Raw genomic sequence first — 15,602 nt, forward strand, 5'->3', positions numbered from 1 at the left:
GCCAATCGTCCTGGGCGCTACCTCCGCCCATTTGCAGTATCCGGGTCATGATGGCGCCCTCGCTTGCGAAAAAGGCCCACCCGAGGGTGGGCCAAGCACAGGAGTGATGAGCGGTGATGATTGACCAGCGCTCATGGATTGAGAGTGCCGGGCGCCCCCGCATGATCACTTGCATTGCCATCGGCACCGACCGACGGTATCAGGTACCGCTGTACTTGACGGCCGCGGCCGTGCGCGAGGTGACATTCAGCGCCTTGAGCAACGATGACACGTGTATACGGACGGTGAACGGCGAGATGTCCAGGGCGCGGGCAATTTCCTTGTTGGTCTTGCCTTGGGCGATCAGGCGCAGCACCTCGTGCTGACGGTGAGTGAGTTGTTCCAGCTCGTTGGCGCTGCCCAGGTTCGGCAACAGGCCTGAAGGGCTGTACTTGACCAGCACCTCGCCATCCCGGATCGCCAGGATCGCCGCGCCCAGTTCATCAGGGGCGACGCTTTTACCAATGAAGCCATCCACGCCGCTGGCCATGACGTGTTCGATCAGCGCCGGCTCGTCGACCATCGACACGATGATCAGGGTGGTACGGCGTAACAGCTGACGCAGTTCGGTCAGGCGTTCGATGCAATCGAGCCCAGGGAAGCGCAGGTCGAGAATCAGTGTGTCCGGCACCTCGCCCTGGCGGGCAAGCGCCAGCACCTGCTGCAGGTCGCCGGCCTCTTCCAGTTGTGCGTGCGGCAGTACCCGCTGCACGGTACGGACCATGGCTTCCCTGAACAGCGGATGGTCGTCCGCCACGATGATGCGGCACGTCACGATCTGGCACTCCCTGTGAACGGCGTTGTCGCCACCATGCTAACTTAGCAGCCTGTTGCCGCAAACGCCCGCAAGCGCTGCGCCAAGAAGGCGCCCAGGCGGCCCCGTGCACAAGGACGTTTACCATGGACTACAACAAGAACAACGAGCTCGACCAGGCCAACCTGCGTGTCATCGTCGCCAGTTGCGCGCTGGTCTACATCACCGTGCTGGGTTTCCTGCCGGGTGAATCGATCGCCAGCTACCTGCCGGTGATCTACTACATCATCAGTTTCATCCTGCTGTCGATCGGCCTGCGCCAGGCCATCGCCCGCTGGCCTGGGCACTACCCATGGCGTCGGGTGCTGGGCATCGTGCATGACTACACCGGTACCTGTTTCGGCCTGGTGCTGGGCGGCGAAGCGGCGCTGCCGCTGTACGCGGTGATGGTCTGGGTGAACCTCGGCAACGGCATGCGCTTCGGTACCCGCTACCTGGCCATCGCCACGGTACTGGCGCTGACCGCGCTGGTCGCGGTGTACCAGCTCAACCCGTACTGGCAGGCCAACCCGTTCATGGTGCTGATGCTGCTCACCACCAGTACGGTCATCCCGCTCTACGCCCACATGCTGCTTGAGCGCACGCGCAAGGCCTCGGAACTGGCAATGGCGGCCACCCGGGAAAAATCGCGTTTCCTGGCCCAGGCCAGCCATGACCTGCGCCAGCCGATCCACTCCATCGGCCTGTTCACCGCCTGCCTGCGCGAGGCGCCGCTGGCCGAGCAGGAACGGCGCCTGGTGGACAGCATCGACCGCTCGCTGCTCAACGTATCGCAGCTGTTCCGCTCGATCCTCGACCTGTACACGTTGGACAACGGCAGGGTGCAACCGAAATACGAGGCCTTCGCGTTGCACGAGTTTCTCGCCGAACTGCTGCGGCAGAACGCCGAGGCGGCGCGCTGGGCTGGCGTCGAGATGCGCTTGCGCCCATGCGCCTACTGGACCCGCGCCGACCGCGGCATGCTCGCGACCATGGTGCAGAACGTACTGTCCAACAGCTTCAAGTACGCAGCCCAGCGGCCGCTGCTGATCGGCGTGCGGCGTCAGGGCCAGGCGCTGGCCATCGTGGTCTATGACCAGGGGCGCGGGATCGATGAGGTGCACCTGGGTTTGGTCTTTGAAGAGTTCTATCGGGTACGCCAGGTGCGTGACAAGGATGTCGAAGGTGTTGGTCTGGGCCTCTCGATCGTCAAGCGCCTGGGGCATCTGATGGGCATGCAGGTTCAGCTGAGGTCGCAACTGGGGCGCGGTACGGCGGTGAGCCTGCAAGGCTTGCCGCGCCTGGCGGCGCAACCGGTTGCCCGGAGCAGTGAACAGCAGGTGTTGCAAGGTGCCATGTTCGGCGGCCTGAAGGTGTGCCTGGTGGAAGACGATCACAACGTCCTGCGCGCCACCTCGGCGCTGCTGCAGCGCTGGGGCTGCGAAGTTGAAGCGCATGGTTCCCCCTTGGGGCTGGTCAGCGAATGTGACGTGATCGTTGCCGACTACGACCTGGGCCAGGAGGCCACCGGCGTCGATTGCATCGAGCGTTTGCGCGCTCAGCGGGGCTGGGAGGTGCCGGCGTTGATCATGACCGGGCATGACCTGGAGAAGATCCAGGCAATCGTCCAGGGGCGCAATATCGCGCTGTTGTCCAAGCCGGTGCGCCCGGCGGAGTTGCGTGCAGCCCTGCGGGAACTGCGCGAGCTGCCGGCGGCGCCGGGAACAGAGGGCGGCGCCGAGGGCAGAGGCGGCATCATTGCAGGATGATTGCCTGGCCTTCCTTCAGGCAGGACGGGGTCGGCTCATACAGGCCCATGCTGCCCACGGCGACGATGGCGCCGCTGGGCATCTGGCAGTTGTACTCGCCTTTGGCGGTGGTGGCGGTGTAGTAGGTGATGGTGCTGTCGCTACGGACGTTGGCGACCTTGCTGACCGGGGTATTGAGAGCGAACTCGGCGCGTTCCTTGAGGGTCTGCTCGGAGGGTTTGATGGTCTGGCAACCGGCGACGGTGAACAGGACGGCGGCGCTCAGCAGGAGCTTGGCGGGTTTCATGAGGGTGGGCTTCCTTGGCGTGGGTGTGGCGAATGGCCGGACTATAGCGCCGGGAAGCGGGCAGGGCATTAGGGCGGATGTACGAGGTGGCCATGTGCCTTAATTTGGCACCGGCACTGGCGCCACCGGACGCTCAGTTTCGCCTTGCCAGCCTGTGCGCCATGAACTGGTGCGCAGGCGAAAATAGCCGGTTGAAGGTCATCAGCACGGCGCACACCGTGCCCAGTGCCGACGCGGCGGCAATCAGGAACATGATGACGATCTGGTAACGCACTGCATCCCCAGGCTGCTGCCCGGCCAGGATCTGCCCGGTCATCATGCCCGGCAGGCTGACAATGCCCACCACCGACATCTGGTTCAGGGTCGGCATCATGCCTGCCTTCAGTGCCTGGCTTGCCGCTGCGCGCGCCGCCTCCCAGCGTGTACCGCCCAGCGACAGAATCATGTCCACCACAGGCCGCTGGGCGCTTAGCTCACGGGTCATGCGGTCGATGCCCAGGGCTACGGCGGTCAGGGTGTTGCCGAGGATCATGCCAAGAATGGGAATGGCGTATTGCGGCTCGTACCAAGGGCGCACGCGCAGCACCACGAACAGGCCGATGGCCGTGACCAGCCAGGCGCTCAGACCGACCGACAACACGCTGTCGGCCAACTGCCCTCGATGGCGAAGCTGGCCTCTGCCCGCTGCCGAAAACCCGGCAATCAGCGTCATGCTGAGCATCAGCGGCAGCACGATGTACCACTGGGCATGCTGGAACACCCAGCCAAGGATGTAGCCGATGGCCAACAGCTGGGTGATGGTGCGCAGCGACGCAATGAGCAACTGGCGCTCCAGCTGCAGCTTCAGCAGCAGCGACAGCAGGCCGTTGACCAGGATCAGCGCGGCGGCAAGCGCTACGTCGGTGTAGGCAAGGTTGTGGTAGTTCATTTCAACAGGGTGCCCTGGTCCATCGTCAAGGTGCGCGTACTGACGCGTCGGGCTTGAGCATGATCGTGGGTGATCCACAGGAAGGCCCGGGCATCAGGTGACTCGTCGAGCCAGTTCATGACCAGCGTTTCAACGGCGGCCACCGACTGTGGGTCGAGCGCCGAGGTCGGTTCGTCGAGCAACAGCACCTGTGGCGCCAGCAGCAGGGCCCGCACCAGCGCGACCAACTGCGCCTCGCCACCGGACAGGTCGCTGCCAGCCTTGTCGAGAAAGCTGCGCGGCTTGCCAGCGAGTTCCAGCAGGCGCGCCGCCGTGGCGGCGTCGAAGCGGTTGTGACGGTTGTGCTTGAGCGTGAAGGGCAGCCGCAGGTTTCCCATGACACTGCCTTCCACCAGCGCGGCACGTTGGGGCAGGTAACAGGCGCGTGAGCGAAACTGGGGTATCAGTGTCGCTGTCACCGGTTCGCCCAGCCACAGCACTTCACCTGAGCTCGGCGCATCCAGCAGCGCCAGGGCACGCAACAAGACACTTTTGCCCGAACCTGACGCGCCGATGAGCGCTGTGCGCTCGCCAGCGAGCAGTGAAAAATCGGTTGGCGCCAGCAGCGCGGCCTGGGTCTGCAAATCGACACGGCCTAGCTGCCTGGCCTCGAGCAACACGGCTTCGGCGTGGGAGTTCTGCGGGCCTTTCAATGGTGAAGTTCCTTGACGCCGATAGAAAAAGATATTTTAAGCAGTCCCGTCGCAAGGTCATGTTTTTTTGACAGAACTTTCACTCTGAATGGCTTAAATCAGCGCTAACGCAACACGCATATTGAGCAGGGCTGCCCATCATGCATACATCGATGTTTGGTCATCACTTATTGTTTCTGGCGTTGTTCATTGCCTCTGTCGTGAGCTGGCTTTACCTGTGGCTGGTAGGCTTTCTGCATCCTTCGGTGGCCAGCAGCGACTGCCCGGTACTCAAACCGGATGCCTTGACGGTGGTCGGGCTGTTGCTGACCCTGGGCTGCGCGGTGCTGGAATTCTTCAGCCCGTTCGAGGGGTTCACGTTGTTGATCGTGCTGCTGGTGATCGGCCTGATCATGCCCTGGGGCGGCGCATTGGGCGGCCGCTACCACGAGCGCTTGCGCGCTCGCAGATCCTGATCTTCAGCGCCCGAGATACACCAGCACATAGTCGTTGTTGTCGAAGCGCCCGCTCAGTTGCGGCCGCAGGGCCTGCAGCGGTGTGCCTTGCAGGGCCTGGAAGTCGTGCCGATCCATCATCAGCCACGCCGGACCCTGCACGGCCTGCAGTTGCGCGGGAGTCTCGGTGAACTGCGGCCGCAGGTCGTAGTCAAGGTTGACCATGAACTTGATGGCCTTGGCATCCTGGCCCAGGCGGTGCAACACCAGCGGTGCAGGTTGCTGCGCGAGCTGGGTGACCACGGCCTGGGTAAAGCTGCGGGTGTCATACAGGCGGCGCTCCACCGGCTCGAACACCGCGACATACACCAGCCACAACGCCATCACCGCACAGCCGGCAGTCACCTCGGCACGCCAGCGTGACTGCACCAGGCGCGACAGCGCCCACAACTGCAACGCTGCCAGCACCACCATCAGTACCGTGATGGAGCCGGTTTCCTCGGGAAAACGGCGCTGAGCCATCAGCAAGGCAATCATCATCAGCCCCGGCATCAGCAGCCATAGCCCCTGAATCACACCGCGCAGCCAGGCGAACAGCCGCCCCTGTGCGACCTGGAACGGGTAGGCGGCAATGATCGCCACCATGGGCAGCATCGGCAGCAGGTAACGGGCCTTCTTGGCCAGGGGAATCGACAGCCCGACCATGACCAGCAGTGCGGCAGCCGCGCAATGGCCGACCAGGCGCAACGCCGGCCCCTGCAGCTGCGCACGGCCCAGCCAGGCGGCAACCAGGGCCAGCAACGCCAGAGGGTAGGCCAGCGCATAGTTGCCCAGCGCGCTGGTGAAGTAGTACAGCGCGCTGCTGGCACCTTCGCTGCCGTCCATGCGCCCCATGAACTGCATGCGAATCACGTCATCCAGAAACGCCTGGCCACCGCTGGCCTTGGCCAGCCACAGCAGCAGGCCGACACTGGCGACCAGCAGCAGGCTGGCCAGCACACCAAACCGCCACATCCGCCGCCATTGGCCGCTCAGCAGGTAATAGCTGCACAGCATGCCGGTCGGCACCACCAGGCCGATCGGCCCGCGAATGCCGAAGCCCAACAGCAACAAGGCGAACACCAGCGGCCAGCGCCGCCCGGCAGCCCGCTGGTCGTGGGCGTAACCCAGGTAGAACACGCTGAAGGCGACGGCCGCCAGCATGAGGTCCTGCGACACCGCGCGGACTTCGCTGACAAAGGTGGCCGTCAGCAGCAGCAGGGCAATGCTGCTCCACGCCCAGCGCAGCGAGAACGGCGCCAGCAGCCGGTACATCAGGGTCACGATCACCGCGCCAGCGATGGCACTGGGTAACCAGGCGCTGAGGCCGTTGACCGCCCCGAACGGCAGTGACGCCAGCCAGATGAACAGTGTCGAGAGCGACGTGTAGTCGGCATAGGGCTGCCCGTAGGTGGTCGGGAACACCGTTGGCCCATGGCGCAGCATCTCCTGGGCGAACAGCACGAAGCGCGAGTCGAAACCGATCGGCGCTTGCCCGTACACCCCGGCGCAGAACAGCAGCAGTGCCAGCAGCCCTGCAACCAGGGACTGCCGGCGAACGGTGACGGACAGTGCCTTCACGCCGCTTTCGAACCCTGGCGGGGCAGTTGCGGGGAGACCGGCAACTGGCACGAGTCGCCACGGCCGATCGGGAAGTACTTGAACCCTTTACGCGACAGGCGCTCGGCATCATAAAGGTTGCGCCCGTCGAAAATCACCGGCGCTTTCAGGCGTTGCTGGATCAGGTCGAAATCCGGGGCCTTGAACTGCTGCCACTCGGTACAGATGATCAATGCATCGGCGCCGGACAGCACCGATTCCGGGGTACCCATCAACATCAGTTTGTCTTCATCCGGATACAGGTGCTGGGTTTCCTGCATGGCTTCGGGGTCAAAAGCACGCACGCTGGCGCCGGCAGCAAACAGCGACTCAAGCAGCACGCGGCTGGGGGCATCGCGCATGTCGTCGGTGTTCGGTTTGAACGCCAGGCCCCACACGGCAAAGGTCTTGCCGGCCAGGTTGCCGTTGTAGAACGCATTGATGCGTTCGAACAGTTTGTGCTTCTGGCGTTCGTTGATCGCCTCGACCGCCTGCAGCAGGTCGCTGGAGCAATGCACCTGTTCGGCGCTGTGGATCAGCGCACGCATGTCCTTGGGGAAGCATGAGCCGCCATAGCCGCAGCCTGGGTAGATGAAGTGGTAGCCGATGCGGGTATCGGCCCCGATGCCCTGGCGCACCGATTCGATATCGGCGCCCAGGTGCTCCGCCAGCTCGGCGATCTGGTTGATGAAGCTGATCTTGGTGGCGAGCATGCAGTTGGCGGCGTACTTGGTCAGCTCGGCGCTGCGCAAGTCCATGAACATGATGCGGTCATGGTTGCGGTTGAACGGGGCGTAGAGGTCGCGCATGACATCGCGCACGTCTTCCCCCTCGCACCCGATGACGATACGGTCCGGCCGGCGGCAATCGGCAACCGCCGAACCTTCCTTGAGGAATTCCGGGTTGGAGACGATATCGACGCGCAGTTCACGGCCCGCGAGCGCGGTATTGATGTGGGCCCGCAGGGTGTCACCGGTGCCGACCGGCACCGTCGATTTCTCGACCAGGATCAGCGGTTGTTGGCGATGGCGAGCGACCGCATCGCCGACCGACAGCACATACCTGAGGTCTGCCGAACCATCCGGGCAAGAAGGGGTGCCAACGGCGATGAAGGCGACCCGGCCATGTTCGACGGCAAGCTTTTCATCGGTGGTGAACTGCAGGCGGCCGCCATCCAGGCCTTCGCGCACCAGGCTGGAAAGGCCCGGTTCGAAGATGCTGACATGGCCTTGGCACAGCAGCTCGACCTTCTTCTCGTCGACATCCATGCACACCACATCATGGCCGACCTCGGCCAGTACCGCGGCTTGCACCAGGCCGACGTACCCGCTACCAAACACTGTAATTTTCATGGAGCACTCCTTAATGCGGGCGAACGGGCCGGACGCGTGTTGATCGTAATGACGCCGAGCATGACCAGTGCCACGCCCAGTGATTTGCTCAAACTGAAGGATTCGTCGAACAGCGGCAGGCTGGCCGCCAACAGGTAAACCAGGGCGTAGCTGAGACTCAGCAGCGAGTAGGCGCGGCCCAACGGCAGGTCACGCAGGGCCAGCAGCCAGCAGAGCATCGACAGGCCATAGGCGGCGATCGCAGCCAGCACCACGGCCGCGGCGATGGCATCCACGCCCTGGCCGCTCAGCGCCGTCAGCCACTGGCCGGGCTGCGGCAAGCGGGTCATGCTCCAGCGCATGGCCAGTTGGGCAGTGCTGACCAGCAGCACGCTGCCCAGGGCAAAGCTGATACCCAGGCGCTGGTTCATGCTTGCTGCCCCAGCAGGGCGACACCGGCGATGACCAGGGCCACCCCCAGCCAGTGACGGCGATCGACCGGTTCACGGAAGCCGAAGCGGGCGATCAGGGTGATCACCACGAAGTTCAGGCTGAGCATCGGATAAGCGACGCCCACCTCCATGCGCTGCAGTAGCAGCAGCCACACCAGCAAACCACTGCCGAGCGCGAGGAGGGCCAGCCACAGCCAGGGCGAACGCAACTTGTCGGTCCACGGCCCCGCTTGCCCGCGCCAGCCTTCCACGGCGAACTTCTGCGCCACCTGGCCCAGGCAAGTCAGCAGGCAGGCCGCGACCAACAGCAGCCAGCTCATGGCGATACCCGAGGGAGAATGAGGATCACCATCTTGCCTTGGTGATAACGGGTGCCATCTTCGGGCAGCAAGGCCAGTTCACGTTGCTCATCCTCACCCTTTACCCGCATCACCACGGCGACCGTGCCACTGCGGCGGGCATCATCGACCCATTGGCGGACGTTCTTGTCGTTCAGCCGACGACCTTGGCCTTCCGGGGTCGCCAGGCCGTACTTCAGCTCGCCAACGGTGTTGTAGAACGCCACGTTCGGTTGTTTGAGGCGCCAGGCCAGTGCCGACGCCGCGCCGAGGTCGTTGCTCATCAGGTGCGTGGCACCTGCCAGTTCGTCGAGGTGCTGCAGGATGAACTGGTCGGGCATCTTGTTGCCTTCCACCGACTTGGGCAGTGCCGCCGGCAGCAGGGCCATCAGCAACAGGCTGGCCAGCACCGGGGCGGCCCAACGACGCATCGGCGACAGGGCCTGTGCCAGGCTGGCGAGCGTCCAGCCCGTCAGTGCCACGCACATCAGCAGCAGGCCGGAGGGTTCGTGGTCGTACACGGGCTTCTTCAATTGCAGCCAGGCCAGTGCGATCAGGGCAAGCGCGCCCATGACCACATTGAGCCAGCCGTTGACGCGCAGCGCGCGGCCTTGATGCAGGCGCAGGCGCTCTTCCACTGCATGGCCGATCAGCAGGGCCAATGGCAGCAGGCAGGGGAAAATGTAGGTTGGCAACTTGCCCTTGCTCAGGCTGAAGAACAGCAACGGCATCAGCAGCCACAGCAGCAGGAACACGACCTTGGCCTGGGCACGGCGCTGCCAGGCCTGTTTCAGCGCCAGCGGCAGCAGGGCGATCCAGGGCAGGCTGTAAGCCACCAGCAGCGGCAGGTAGTACCAGAAGGGCGCGCTGTGCTGGGCATCGTCACCGGCAAACCGGCGAATGTGCTCATGCCAGAAGAAGAACCGCCAGTAGTCCGGTTCCTGCACATGCACTGCCAGCACCCAAGGCAGGCTGACGACGATCGCCACCACCACGGCCACTGGCCCGTACACCAGCAGTTCACGCCAGCGCTTCTGCCAGAGCATCCACGGCAGCGCGACCAGTACCGGCAGCAGCCAGGCGAGAAAGCCCTTGGTCATGAAGCCCATGGCGCAGGCCAGCCCCAGTACCGCCCAGGCTGCAAGGCGCTGGCCCTTGCTGTGGCTGTCGATGGCGAACCAAAGGGCCACCAGGCTGAGGTTGACCCACAAGGTGAACTGCGGGTCGAGGTTGGCATAGACGGCCTGGCCCACCATGACGCAGAAGCTCATGTAGACCAAGGTGCAGACCAGGCTCTTGCGCGGGTCGTTCCACAGCCGGCGTGCCACCAGGTAGCAGAGGATCAGGCTCAGGCCGACGCTCAGCGCCGAGGCAAAGCGTACGCCGAACAGGTTCTGCCCGAACAACCCCTGGCTGAGGGCGATCATCCAGTAGCCGGCAGCGGGTTTTTCGAAGTAGCGCAGCCCCATGAAATGCGGCGAGACCCAGTTGCCGGTCAGCAGCATCTCCTGGCTGACCTGGGCGTAGCGGGTTTCGTCGGGGATCCACAAGCCATGCCCGCCCAGTGGCAGCAGGAAGGCCAGCACGAACAGGCCGAGCAGCAGCGGTAGCGTCCAGCGTCTGCTCATGAGCCTTGCACTCCCAGCCAGCCCTCACGGCCTTGCAGGGTGCCGCGCTGCACACGGGCAACGGGCAGGGTGTCGAGCGAGGCGGGGAGCAACTCGCCCAACGGTTTGAACACAATCTCGCGCTGGCGTGCATCGGCCAGCAATTGACGGAAGCCCTGGGCCATCAGAATCCCTTCTACCTCTGCATGGATGGTGTAGACGTTGAGTGCCTGAGGGCGGAATTGCCCCAGGATGAATGCGTTGAACTGCGCGGCAGCCACCTGAGGGCCGACGACCTCGTCGAAGGTCGGCATGTCCACCGGAATCTGCGGCGTCCCTGGCGAACCGTCAGCCAGCCGGGGGCGGAACAGGTTGCTACCCCGGCAATCGCTGTTGTAGCGGAAGCCGAAGGCCTGCTTGGCCTCGACCACCCGTTCGTCGGCACGCCAACCGGCGACTGCCGAGCAGTCGACCGGGGCACCGAGGATGTCACTGAGGGTGTCGACGCCCCGACGGATCTGCTCGGTCAGTTGCGCCATGCTCCAGCGCCCGGCATTGGCTTGCCAGCCGTGGTGATCCCAGGCATGCAGGCCGACCTCGTGGCCGGCGGCGCGGGCCTGACGCATGAGGTGCCCGAGGTCGCGGCCAATCGGTTTGCCGGGCCAGGCGGTGCCGGCCAGGAGGATGTCCCAGCCGTACAGCCCGGCGGCATTGGAGCGCAGCATCTTCCACAGGAACTGCGGGCGGATCAGGCGCCACAAGTGGCGCCCCATGTTGTCCGGCCCGACACTGAAGAAGAACGTCGCCTTGACCTGCGCCTCGTCGAGCAACTCCAACAGGCGCGGCACACCTTCGCGGGTGCCGCGGTAGGTATCGACATCGATGCGCAACCCTGCCTGCATCAGCGTGCTTCTTCTGCCGGACGGGCCTCGATCTCGCGCATCGCTTCACGCAGGAAGAAGTCCAGGGTGTTGCCGATGGTTTCGCGCATCTCCACGGTCGGCTCCCAGTTCAGCAGGCGTTTGGCGTTGGCAATGCTTGGCTTGCGGTGGGATACGTCCTGGTAGCCGCCGCCATAGAACGCCTTGCTCTCGACGTCGCGGAAGCCGGCGAACGGCGGGAAGTGGCTGCGCAGCGGGTGAGCTTCGAACTGGCGCAGCAGTTCTTCGCCAAGCTGGCGGATGCTGGCTTCGTTGTCGGGGTTACCGATGTTGATGATCTGGCCGTTGCAGGCATCGTTGTCGTTGTCGATGATCCGTGCCAGGGCCTCGACGCCGTCGGCGATGTCGGTGAAGCAACGCTTCTGCGCGCCACCGTCGAACAGGCGGATCGGCGTGCCTTCCACCAGGTTCAGGATCAGCTGGGTGATGGCCCGGGAGCTGCCGATGCGCGCCGAGTCCAGGCGGTCCAGGCGTGGGCCCATCCAGTTGAATGGGCGGAACAGGGTGAAGTTCAGGCCTTTCTGGCCATAAGCCCAGATGACCCGGTCGAGCAGCTGCTTGGACACCGAGTAGATCCAGCGCTGCTTGTTGATCGGCCCGACCACCAGGTTGGAGGTGTCTTCGTCGAAGTTGGGGTCCTGGCACATGCCGTAGACTTCCGAGGTCGACGGGAAGATCACCCGCTTGTTGTATTTGACGCAGTAGCGCACCAGCCGCAGGTTTTCTTCGAAGTCCAGCTCGAACACGCGCAACGGGTTGCGGGTGTATTCGATCGGCGTGGCGATGGCTACCAATGGCAGCACCACGTCGCACTTCTTGATGTGGTACTCGATCCACTCGGAGTGAATGCTGATGTCGCCTTCGACGAAGTGGAAGCGCGGGTGGCTGCGCAGGCGCTCGATGGCGTCGGAACCGATGTCCAGGCCGTAGACCTCATAGCGCTCGTCGCTGAGCAGGCGCTCGGACAGGTGGTTACCGATGAAACCGTTGACACCGAGGATCAATACCCGGGTACGGCGAGTGGCGCGGCGGGCATCGGCGCCGCGCAGCAGCGAGCCTTCGACCAGGCCCAGTTCGTTGGCCAGTTGCGGGCCGCTGAGGTACAGGCCGTTGTCGTTGCGCTGGCCGGCGCTGATCAGCAGCGAGTCCTCGCCACAGGCGATGCGCAGTGGGTCGGTGCTGATCACCCGTCCTGGGGCCAGGCCGTCGTTGCCCTTGACCACATCGGCGCTCCAGACGATCAGCTTGTGCTCACCGACCTGGCAGAAGGCGCCAGGGTAGGGCTGGGTCACCGCACGCACCAGGTTGAACAGGGTTTCGGCAGGCTGTTGCCAGTCCAGGCGGCCGTCGGCTGCGGTGCGGCGGCCGAACACCGTGGCCTTGGCTTCATCCTGCGAGGTTTCACTGATCTTGCCTTGGCGCAGGTCCGGCAGGGTGTCACGCAGCAAGTCGGCGGCGGCAGCGCGCAGCTTGCCATGCAGGCTCAGCGCAGTATCGCTACGTTCGATGGCCACGCGCAGCTGGGCGACGATGGCGCCGGCATCGGCGCGCTTGACCATGCGATGCAGGGTCACCCCGGTTTCGGTTTCGCCGTTGACCAGCACCCAGTTGGCCGGTGCGCGGCCGCGGTAACGCGGCAGCAGCGAGCCGTGCAGGTTGAACGCGCCTTTGCGGCCGGTGGCCAGCAGCGGTTCGCTCAGCAGGTTGCGGTAGTAGAACGAGAACAGGTAGTCGGGGTCGAGCTGGCTGATGCGCTCGACCCACAGCGGATGGTTGACGTCCTCCGGCGCATGCACCGGGATGCCCTTGCGGGCACACAACTGGGCCACCGAGGCGTAAAAGGTGTTTTCCTTGGGATCGTCGGCATGAGTGAACACCGCTGCGATGTCATAGCCGCTGTCGAGCAGGGCTTCAATGCCGGCGCAGCCGATGTCGTGGTACGCGAAGACAACTGTTTTTGCACTCATGAGTGAACCTGACCAGAAGTAGAGGAAGTGAAACCATCAACGGTGACGCTTTGTGCCGGCACAGGAGGCGGACCGCTGCGCAGCACTCTTTCGATGAAGAACCGCGGGCGGGCGCGCACATCGCTGTACATCCGGCCCAGGTACTCGCCGAGCAAGCCCATGCCGATGAACTGGCCACCGGTGAACACGAACAGCACGGCAAACAGCACGAACAGCCCGTTACCGGCCCAGCCCGGGCCAAACGCCAGGCGCAGCACGACCAGCCCGAAGGCGAACAGCACGCCGAGTGCGGCCATGCTGAAACCGACGATGCTCAGCAGGCGCAATGGCGTGGTGGTCATGCAGGTGATCAGGTCGAACATCAGGCTGATCAGGCGCATCGGGCTGTATTTCGAATCGCCGTGCTCTCGCTCGGCGTGGGTCACCAGGATCTCGGTGGTGTGGCGGGCGAAGCTGTTGGCCAGAATCGGGATGAACGTGCTGCGCTCGCGGCAGGCGAGCATCGCGTCGATCACCGTGCGTCGGTAGGCACGCAGCATGCAGCCGTAGTCGCTCATGGCGACACCGGTGGAGCGCTTGACTGCGTAGTTGATCATCTTCGACGGCCAGCGGCGCAGGGCCGAGTCCTGGCGGTTGCTGCGTACCGTGCCGACCACGTCGAAGCCACGTTCGGCTTCGGCAACCAGTCGCGGGATTTCTTCCGGCGGGTTCTGCAGGTCGGCGTCGAGGGTAATGACCACGTCGCCCTTGCACTGCTCGAAACCGGCCATGATCGCCGCGTGTTGGCCGTAGTTGCGGTTGAGGATGACTGCCACGAACGGGCTGTTCTCGGCTTGGGCGGCGGCCTCCAGGATGTGCGCGGAGTCGTCGCGGCTGCCGTCGTCGACCAGCACGATTTCATAGGGGTGACGCAGTTGCTCGCAGGCTGCGCCAGTACGACGCAGCAGCTCGGGCAGGCTTTCCTGCTCGTTATAGACCGGGATGACGATGGACACGCAATGGATCGGGTAAGGTCTCACGAGCGATTTCCCACAAGCTGTTCTATGGCGGTGACGACGCGGTCGAGGTCCTGGTTGGTCATGTCGGGGAACAACGGAATGGAGCACAGCCGCGCTGAGTTCCATTCGGTGTTCGGCAGCGACAGCTGCGGATCACGCTGGCGGTACCAGGTGTGCAGGTGGGTGGCGATGAAGTGGATGCCGGTGCCGATGCCGCGTTCCTGCAGGCCTTTCATGAAGGCTTCGCGGTCCAGGCCGCAACGTTCGCTGTCGATGCGCAGGATGTACAGGTGCCAGGCGTGCTGCTGTGGGTAGTCCGGCACGGCCAGGGGCTGCACCGGCAGGCCAGACAGGCGCTGCTGGTAGCGCGCGGCCAGTTCGGTGCGACGGGCGTTGATCGCATCCAGGCGTTGCAGTTGAACCAGGGCGATGGCGGCGTTGATGTCGGCGAGGTTGTACTTGAAGCCAGGCTCGATGACCTGGGCCTGAGGCTTGCGACCGTGGGTCATGCGGTCATAGGCATCGACACCCAGGCCATGGAATTTGAGCATGCGCACGCGGCTGGCCAGGGCTTCGTCGTCGCTGACGAACATCGCACCTTCGGCGCAGGTCATGTTCTTGATCGCATGGAACGAGAAAATCGCCGTGCCTCGAGCCCCGACGTGTCGGCCCTTGTAGCGGGTACCGGCGGCATGGGCGGCATCTTCGATGACGGCGATGCCATGCTTGTCGGCCAGTGCGTACAACGGGTCGAGGTCAAAGGCTGCGCCGGCGTAGTGCACCGGAATGATGGCCTTGGTCCGCGGGGTGATGGCGGCTTCGATGCGTGCCGCGTCGGTCATCAGGGTGTCCCGATCAACATCGACAAACACCGGTGTGGCGCCGAGCAGCGAGATCATGTTGGCCGTGGACACCCAGGTCTGCGATGGGGTGATGACTTCATCCCCCGGGCCGATGCCCAGTGCCAGCAAGGCAATATGCATACCGCCAGTGGCCGATGACAAAGCTACCGCATGGCGGCAACCGACGTACTGCGCGAACTGCTCTTCCAGTGCCTGGTTCTGTGGCCCGGTCGTGATCCAGCCCGAACGCAGGACTTTTTCAACAGCCGCTATTTCTTCTTCGCCCATACTCGGACGTGAGAAGGGGAGAAACGCCTCACTCATGAGCACCTCGGTGATACAGGAAAAGTGACAGAACCCATTGATTTCATTGGTTCAATTGCCAGCGTAGACGCAAAGAATTTTTTTGCATCCCGTGCACAAGCTAAAAGTTGCTGTGTTGCGCTAAGTCAAAGTTTTCTGCGGGGCTCAGTCATCCATGGCGTAGTGATGGTCAAGGGCTTATCCAGCCAAGGGTATGCTCGATTTTGTGAAAGAAGTATAAAAA

15 protein-coding genes are annotated in these 15,602 nt (G+C 63.9%); 2 read left to right on the plus strand and 13 right to left on the minus strand.

Annotation, left to right across the window (positions count from 1 at the left end):
• Positions 1-199: 199 nt before the first annotated feature.
• Positions 200-814, minus strand: a complete 615-nt coding sequence (locus tag HU738_RS11555; protein ID WP_176506239.1) for a LuxR C-terminal-related transcriptional regulator — start codon at positions 812-814, stop codon at positions 200-202.
• A gap of 125 nt (positions 815-939) precedes the next feature.
• Here HU738_RS11555 and HU738_RS11560 point away from each other — a divergent pair, with 125 nt between their 5' ends.
• Positions 940-2,601 (plus strand): ATP-binding response regulator, encoded by a 1,662-nt coding sequence (locus HU738_RS11560; protein ID WP_186602384.1) that lies wholly within the window; start codon positions 940-942, stop codon positions 2,599-2,601.
• Here the strand turns inward: HU738_RS11560 and HU738_RS11565 are convergent.
• The 3 genes from HU738_RS11565 to HU738_RS11575 all read right to left on the minus strand — a co-directional run bounded on the left by HU738_RS11565 (position 2,588) and on the right by HU738_RS11575 (position 4,507).
• Positions 2,588-2,887 carry a hypothetical protein gene (locus HU738_RS11565; protein WP_054884491.1) on the minus strand — a complete coding sequence of 100 codons (300 nt, stop codon included), beginning with the start codon at positions 2,885-2,887 and terminating at the stop codon, positions 2,588-2,590. The two genes, HU738_RS11560 and HU738_RS11565, sit on opposite strands and share 14 nt — an antisense overlap.
• A gap of 133 nt (positions 2,888-3,020) precedes the next feature.
• Positions 3,021-3,815, minus strand: coding sequence for an ABC transporter permease (locus HU738_RS11570; RefSeq protein ID WP_186602385.1), 795 nt, complete (start codon positions 3,813-3,815; stop codon positions 3,021-3,023).
• Positions 3,812-4,507, minus strand: coding sequence for an ABC transporter ATP-binding protein (locus HU738_RS11575; protein WP_189660572.1), 696 nt, complete (start codon positions 4,505-4,507; stop codon positions 3,812-3,814). Before HU738_RS11575 ends, HU738_RS11570 begins: the two co-directional genes overlap by 4 nt.
• A gap of 140 nt (positions 4,508-4,647) precedes the next feature.
• Between HU738_RS11575 and HU738_RS11580 the strand changes: the two genes are divergently transcribed.
• Positions 4,648-4,962, plus strand: coding sequence for a hypothetical protein (locus HU738_RS11580; RefSeq protein WP_186602386.1), 315 nt, complete (start codon positions 4,648-4,650; stop codon positions 4,960-4,962).
• Between the two features lie 3 nt (positions 4,963-4,965).
• Here the strand turns inward: HU738_RS11580 and HU738_RS11585 are convergent, their stop codons facing one another.
• The 9 genes from HU738_RS11585 to arnB are packed head-to-tail and all read right to left on the minus strand — an operon-like array spanning position 4,966 to position 15,379.
• Positions 4,966-6,561 (minus strand): ArnT family glycosyltransferase, encoded by a 1,596-nt coding sequence (locus tag HU738_RS11585; RefSeq protein WP_367616162.1) that lies wholly within the window; start codon positions 6,559-6,561, stop codon positions 4,966-4,968.
• Positions 6,558-7,931 carry a UDP-glucose dehydrogenase family protein gene (locus HU738_RS11590; RefSeq protein WP_186602387.1) on the minus strand — a complete coding sequence of 458 codons (1,374 nt, stop codon included), beginning with the start codon at positions 7,929-7,931 and terminating at the stop codon, positions 6,558-6,560. The genes HU738_RS11585 and HU738_RS11590 overlap by 4 nt, the downstream gene beginning before the upstream one ends.
• Positions 7,928-8,341, minus strand: a complete 414-nt coding sequence (gene arnF, locus HU738_RS11595) for a 4-amino-4-deoxy-L-arabinose-phosphoundecaprenol flippase subunit ArnF (protein WP_186602389.1) — start codon at positions 8,339-8,341, stop codon at positions 7,928-7,930. Before arnF ends, HU738_RS11590 begins: the two co-directional genes overlap by 4 nt.
• Positions 8,338-8,682 carry a 4-amino-4-deoxy-L-arabinose-phosphoundecaprenol flippase subunit ArnE gene (gene arnE, locus HU738_RS11600; protein ID WP_186602391.1) on the minus strand — a complete coding sequence of 115 codons (345 nt, stop codon included), beginning with the start codon at positions 8,680-8,682 and terminating at the stop codon, positions 8,338-8,340. Before arnE ends, arnF begins: the two co-directional genes overlap by 4 nt.
• Positions 8,679-10,328, minus strand: coding sequence for a lipid IV(A) 4-amino-4-deoxy-L-arabinosyltransferase (gene arnT / locus HU738_RS11605; protein WP_186602392.1), 1,650 nt, complete (start codon positions 10,326-10,328; stop codon positions 8,679-8,681). Before arnT ends, arnE begins: the two co-directional genes overlap by 4 nt.
• Positions 10,325-11,209, minus strand: coding sequence for a 4-deoxy-4-formamido-L-arabinose-phosphoundecaprenol deformylase (arnD, locus tag HU738_RS11610; protein WP_186602393.1), 885 nt, complete (start codon positions 11,207-11,209; stop codon positions 10,325-10,327). The genes arnT and arnD overlap by 4 nt, the downstream gene beginning before the upstream one ends.
• Positions 11,209-13,215: a bifunctional UDP-4-amino-4-deoxy-L-arabinose formyltransferase/UDP-glucuronic acid oxidase ArnA gene (gene arnA / locus HU738_RS11615; RefSeq protein ID WP_186602394.1), complete on the minus strand. Its 2,007-nt coding sequence runs from the start codon at positions 13,213-13,215 to the stop codon at positions 11,209-11,211. The genes arnD and arnA overlap by 1 nt, the downstream gene beginning before the upstream one ends.
• Positions 13,212-14,234 (minus strand): undecaprenyl-phosphate 4-deoxy-4-formamido-L-arabinose transferase, encoded by a 1,023-nt coding sequence (gene arnC, locus HU738_RS11620; RefSeq protein ID WP_186602395.1) that lies wholly within the window; start codon positions 14,232-14,234, stop codon positions 13,212-13,214. Before arnC ends, arnA begins: the two co-directional genes overlap by 4 nt.
• Positions 14,231-15,379 (minus strand): UDP-4-amino-4-deoxy-L-arabinose aminotransferase, encoded by a 1,149-nt coding sequence (gene arnB, locus HU738_RS11625; RefSeq protein WP_176506228.1) that lies wholly within the window; start codon positions 15,377-15,379, stop codon positions 14,231-14,233. The genes arnC and arnB overlap by 4 nt, the downstream gene beginning before the upstream one ends.
• Between the last annotated feature and the right edge of the window lie 223 nt (positions 15,380-15,602).

Origin of the sequence: Pseudomonas vlassakiae (assembly GCF_014269035.2) — a bacterium.
GTDB classification, from domain to species: domain Bacteria; phylum Pseudomonadota; class Gammaproteobacteria; order Pseudomonadales; family Pseudomonadaceae; genus Aquipseudomonas; species Aquipseudomonas vlassakiae.

Bases quoted from the DNA above. Each gene is read 5' to 3' on its own strand.
- HU738_RS11560 (WP_186602384.1), top strand. From the start codon at position 940: ATGGACTACAACAAGAACAACGAGCTCGACCAGGCCAACCTGCGTGTC.
- HU738_RS11565 (WP_054884491.1), bottom strand. From the start codon at position 2,887: ATGAAACCCGCCAAGCTCCTGCTGAGCGCCGCCGTCCTGTTCACCGTC.
- HU738_RS11570 (WP_186602385.1), bottom strand. From the start codon at position 3,815: ATGAACTACCACAACCTTGCCTACACCGACGTAGCGCTTGCCGCCGCG.
- HU738_RS11580 (WP_186602386.1), top strand. From the start codon at position 4,648: ATGCATACATCGATGTTTGGTCATCACTTATTGTTTCTGGCGTTGTTC.
- HU738_RS11590 (WP_186602387.1), bottom strand. From the start codon at position 7,931: ATGAAAATTACAGTGTTTGGTAGCGGGTACGTCGGCCTGGTGCAAGCC.
- arnF (WP_186602389.1), bottom strand. From the start codon at position 8,341: ATGAACCAGCGCCTGGGTATCAGCTTTGCCCTGGGCAGCGTGCTGCTG.
- arnE (WP_186602391.1), bottom strand. From the start codon at position 8,682: ATGAGCTGGCTGCTGTTGGTCGCGGCCTGCCTGCTGACTTGCCTGGGC.
- arnT (WP_186602392.1), bottom strand. From the start codon at position 10,328: ATGAGCAGACGCTGGACGCTACCGCTGCTGCTCGGCCTGTTCGTGCTG.
- arnD (WP_186602393.1), bottom strand. From the start codon at position 11,209: ATGCAGGCAGGGTTGCGCATCGATGTCGATACCTACCGCGGCACCCGC.
- arnA (WP_186602394.1), bottom strand. From the start codon at position 13,215: ATGAGTGCAAAAACAGTTGTCTTCGCGTACCACGACATCGGCTGCGCC.
- arnB (WP_176506228.1), bottom strand. From the start codon at position 15,379: ATGAGTGAGGCGTTTCTCCCCTTCTCACGTCCGAGTATGGGCGAAGAA.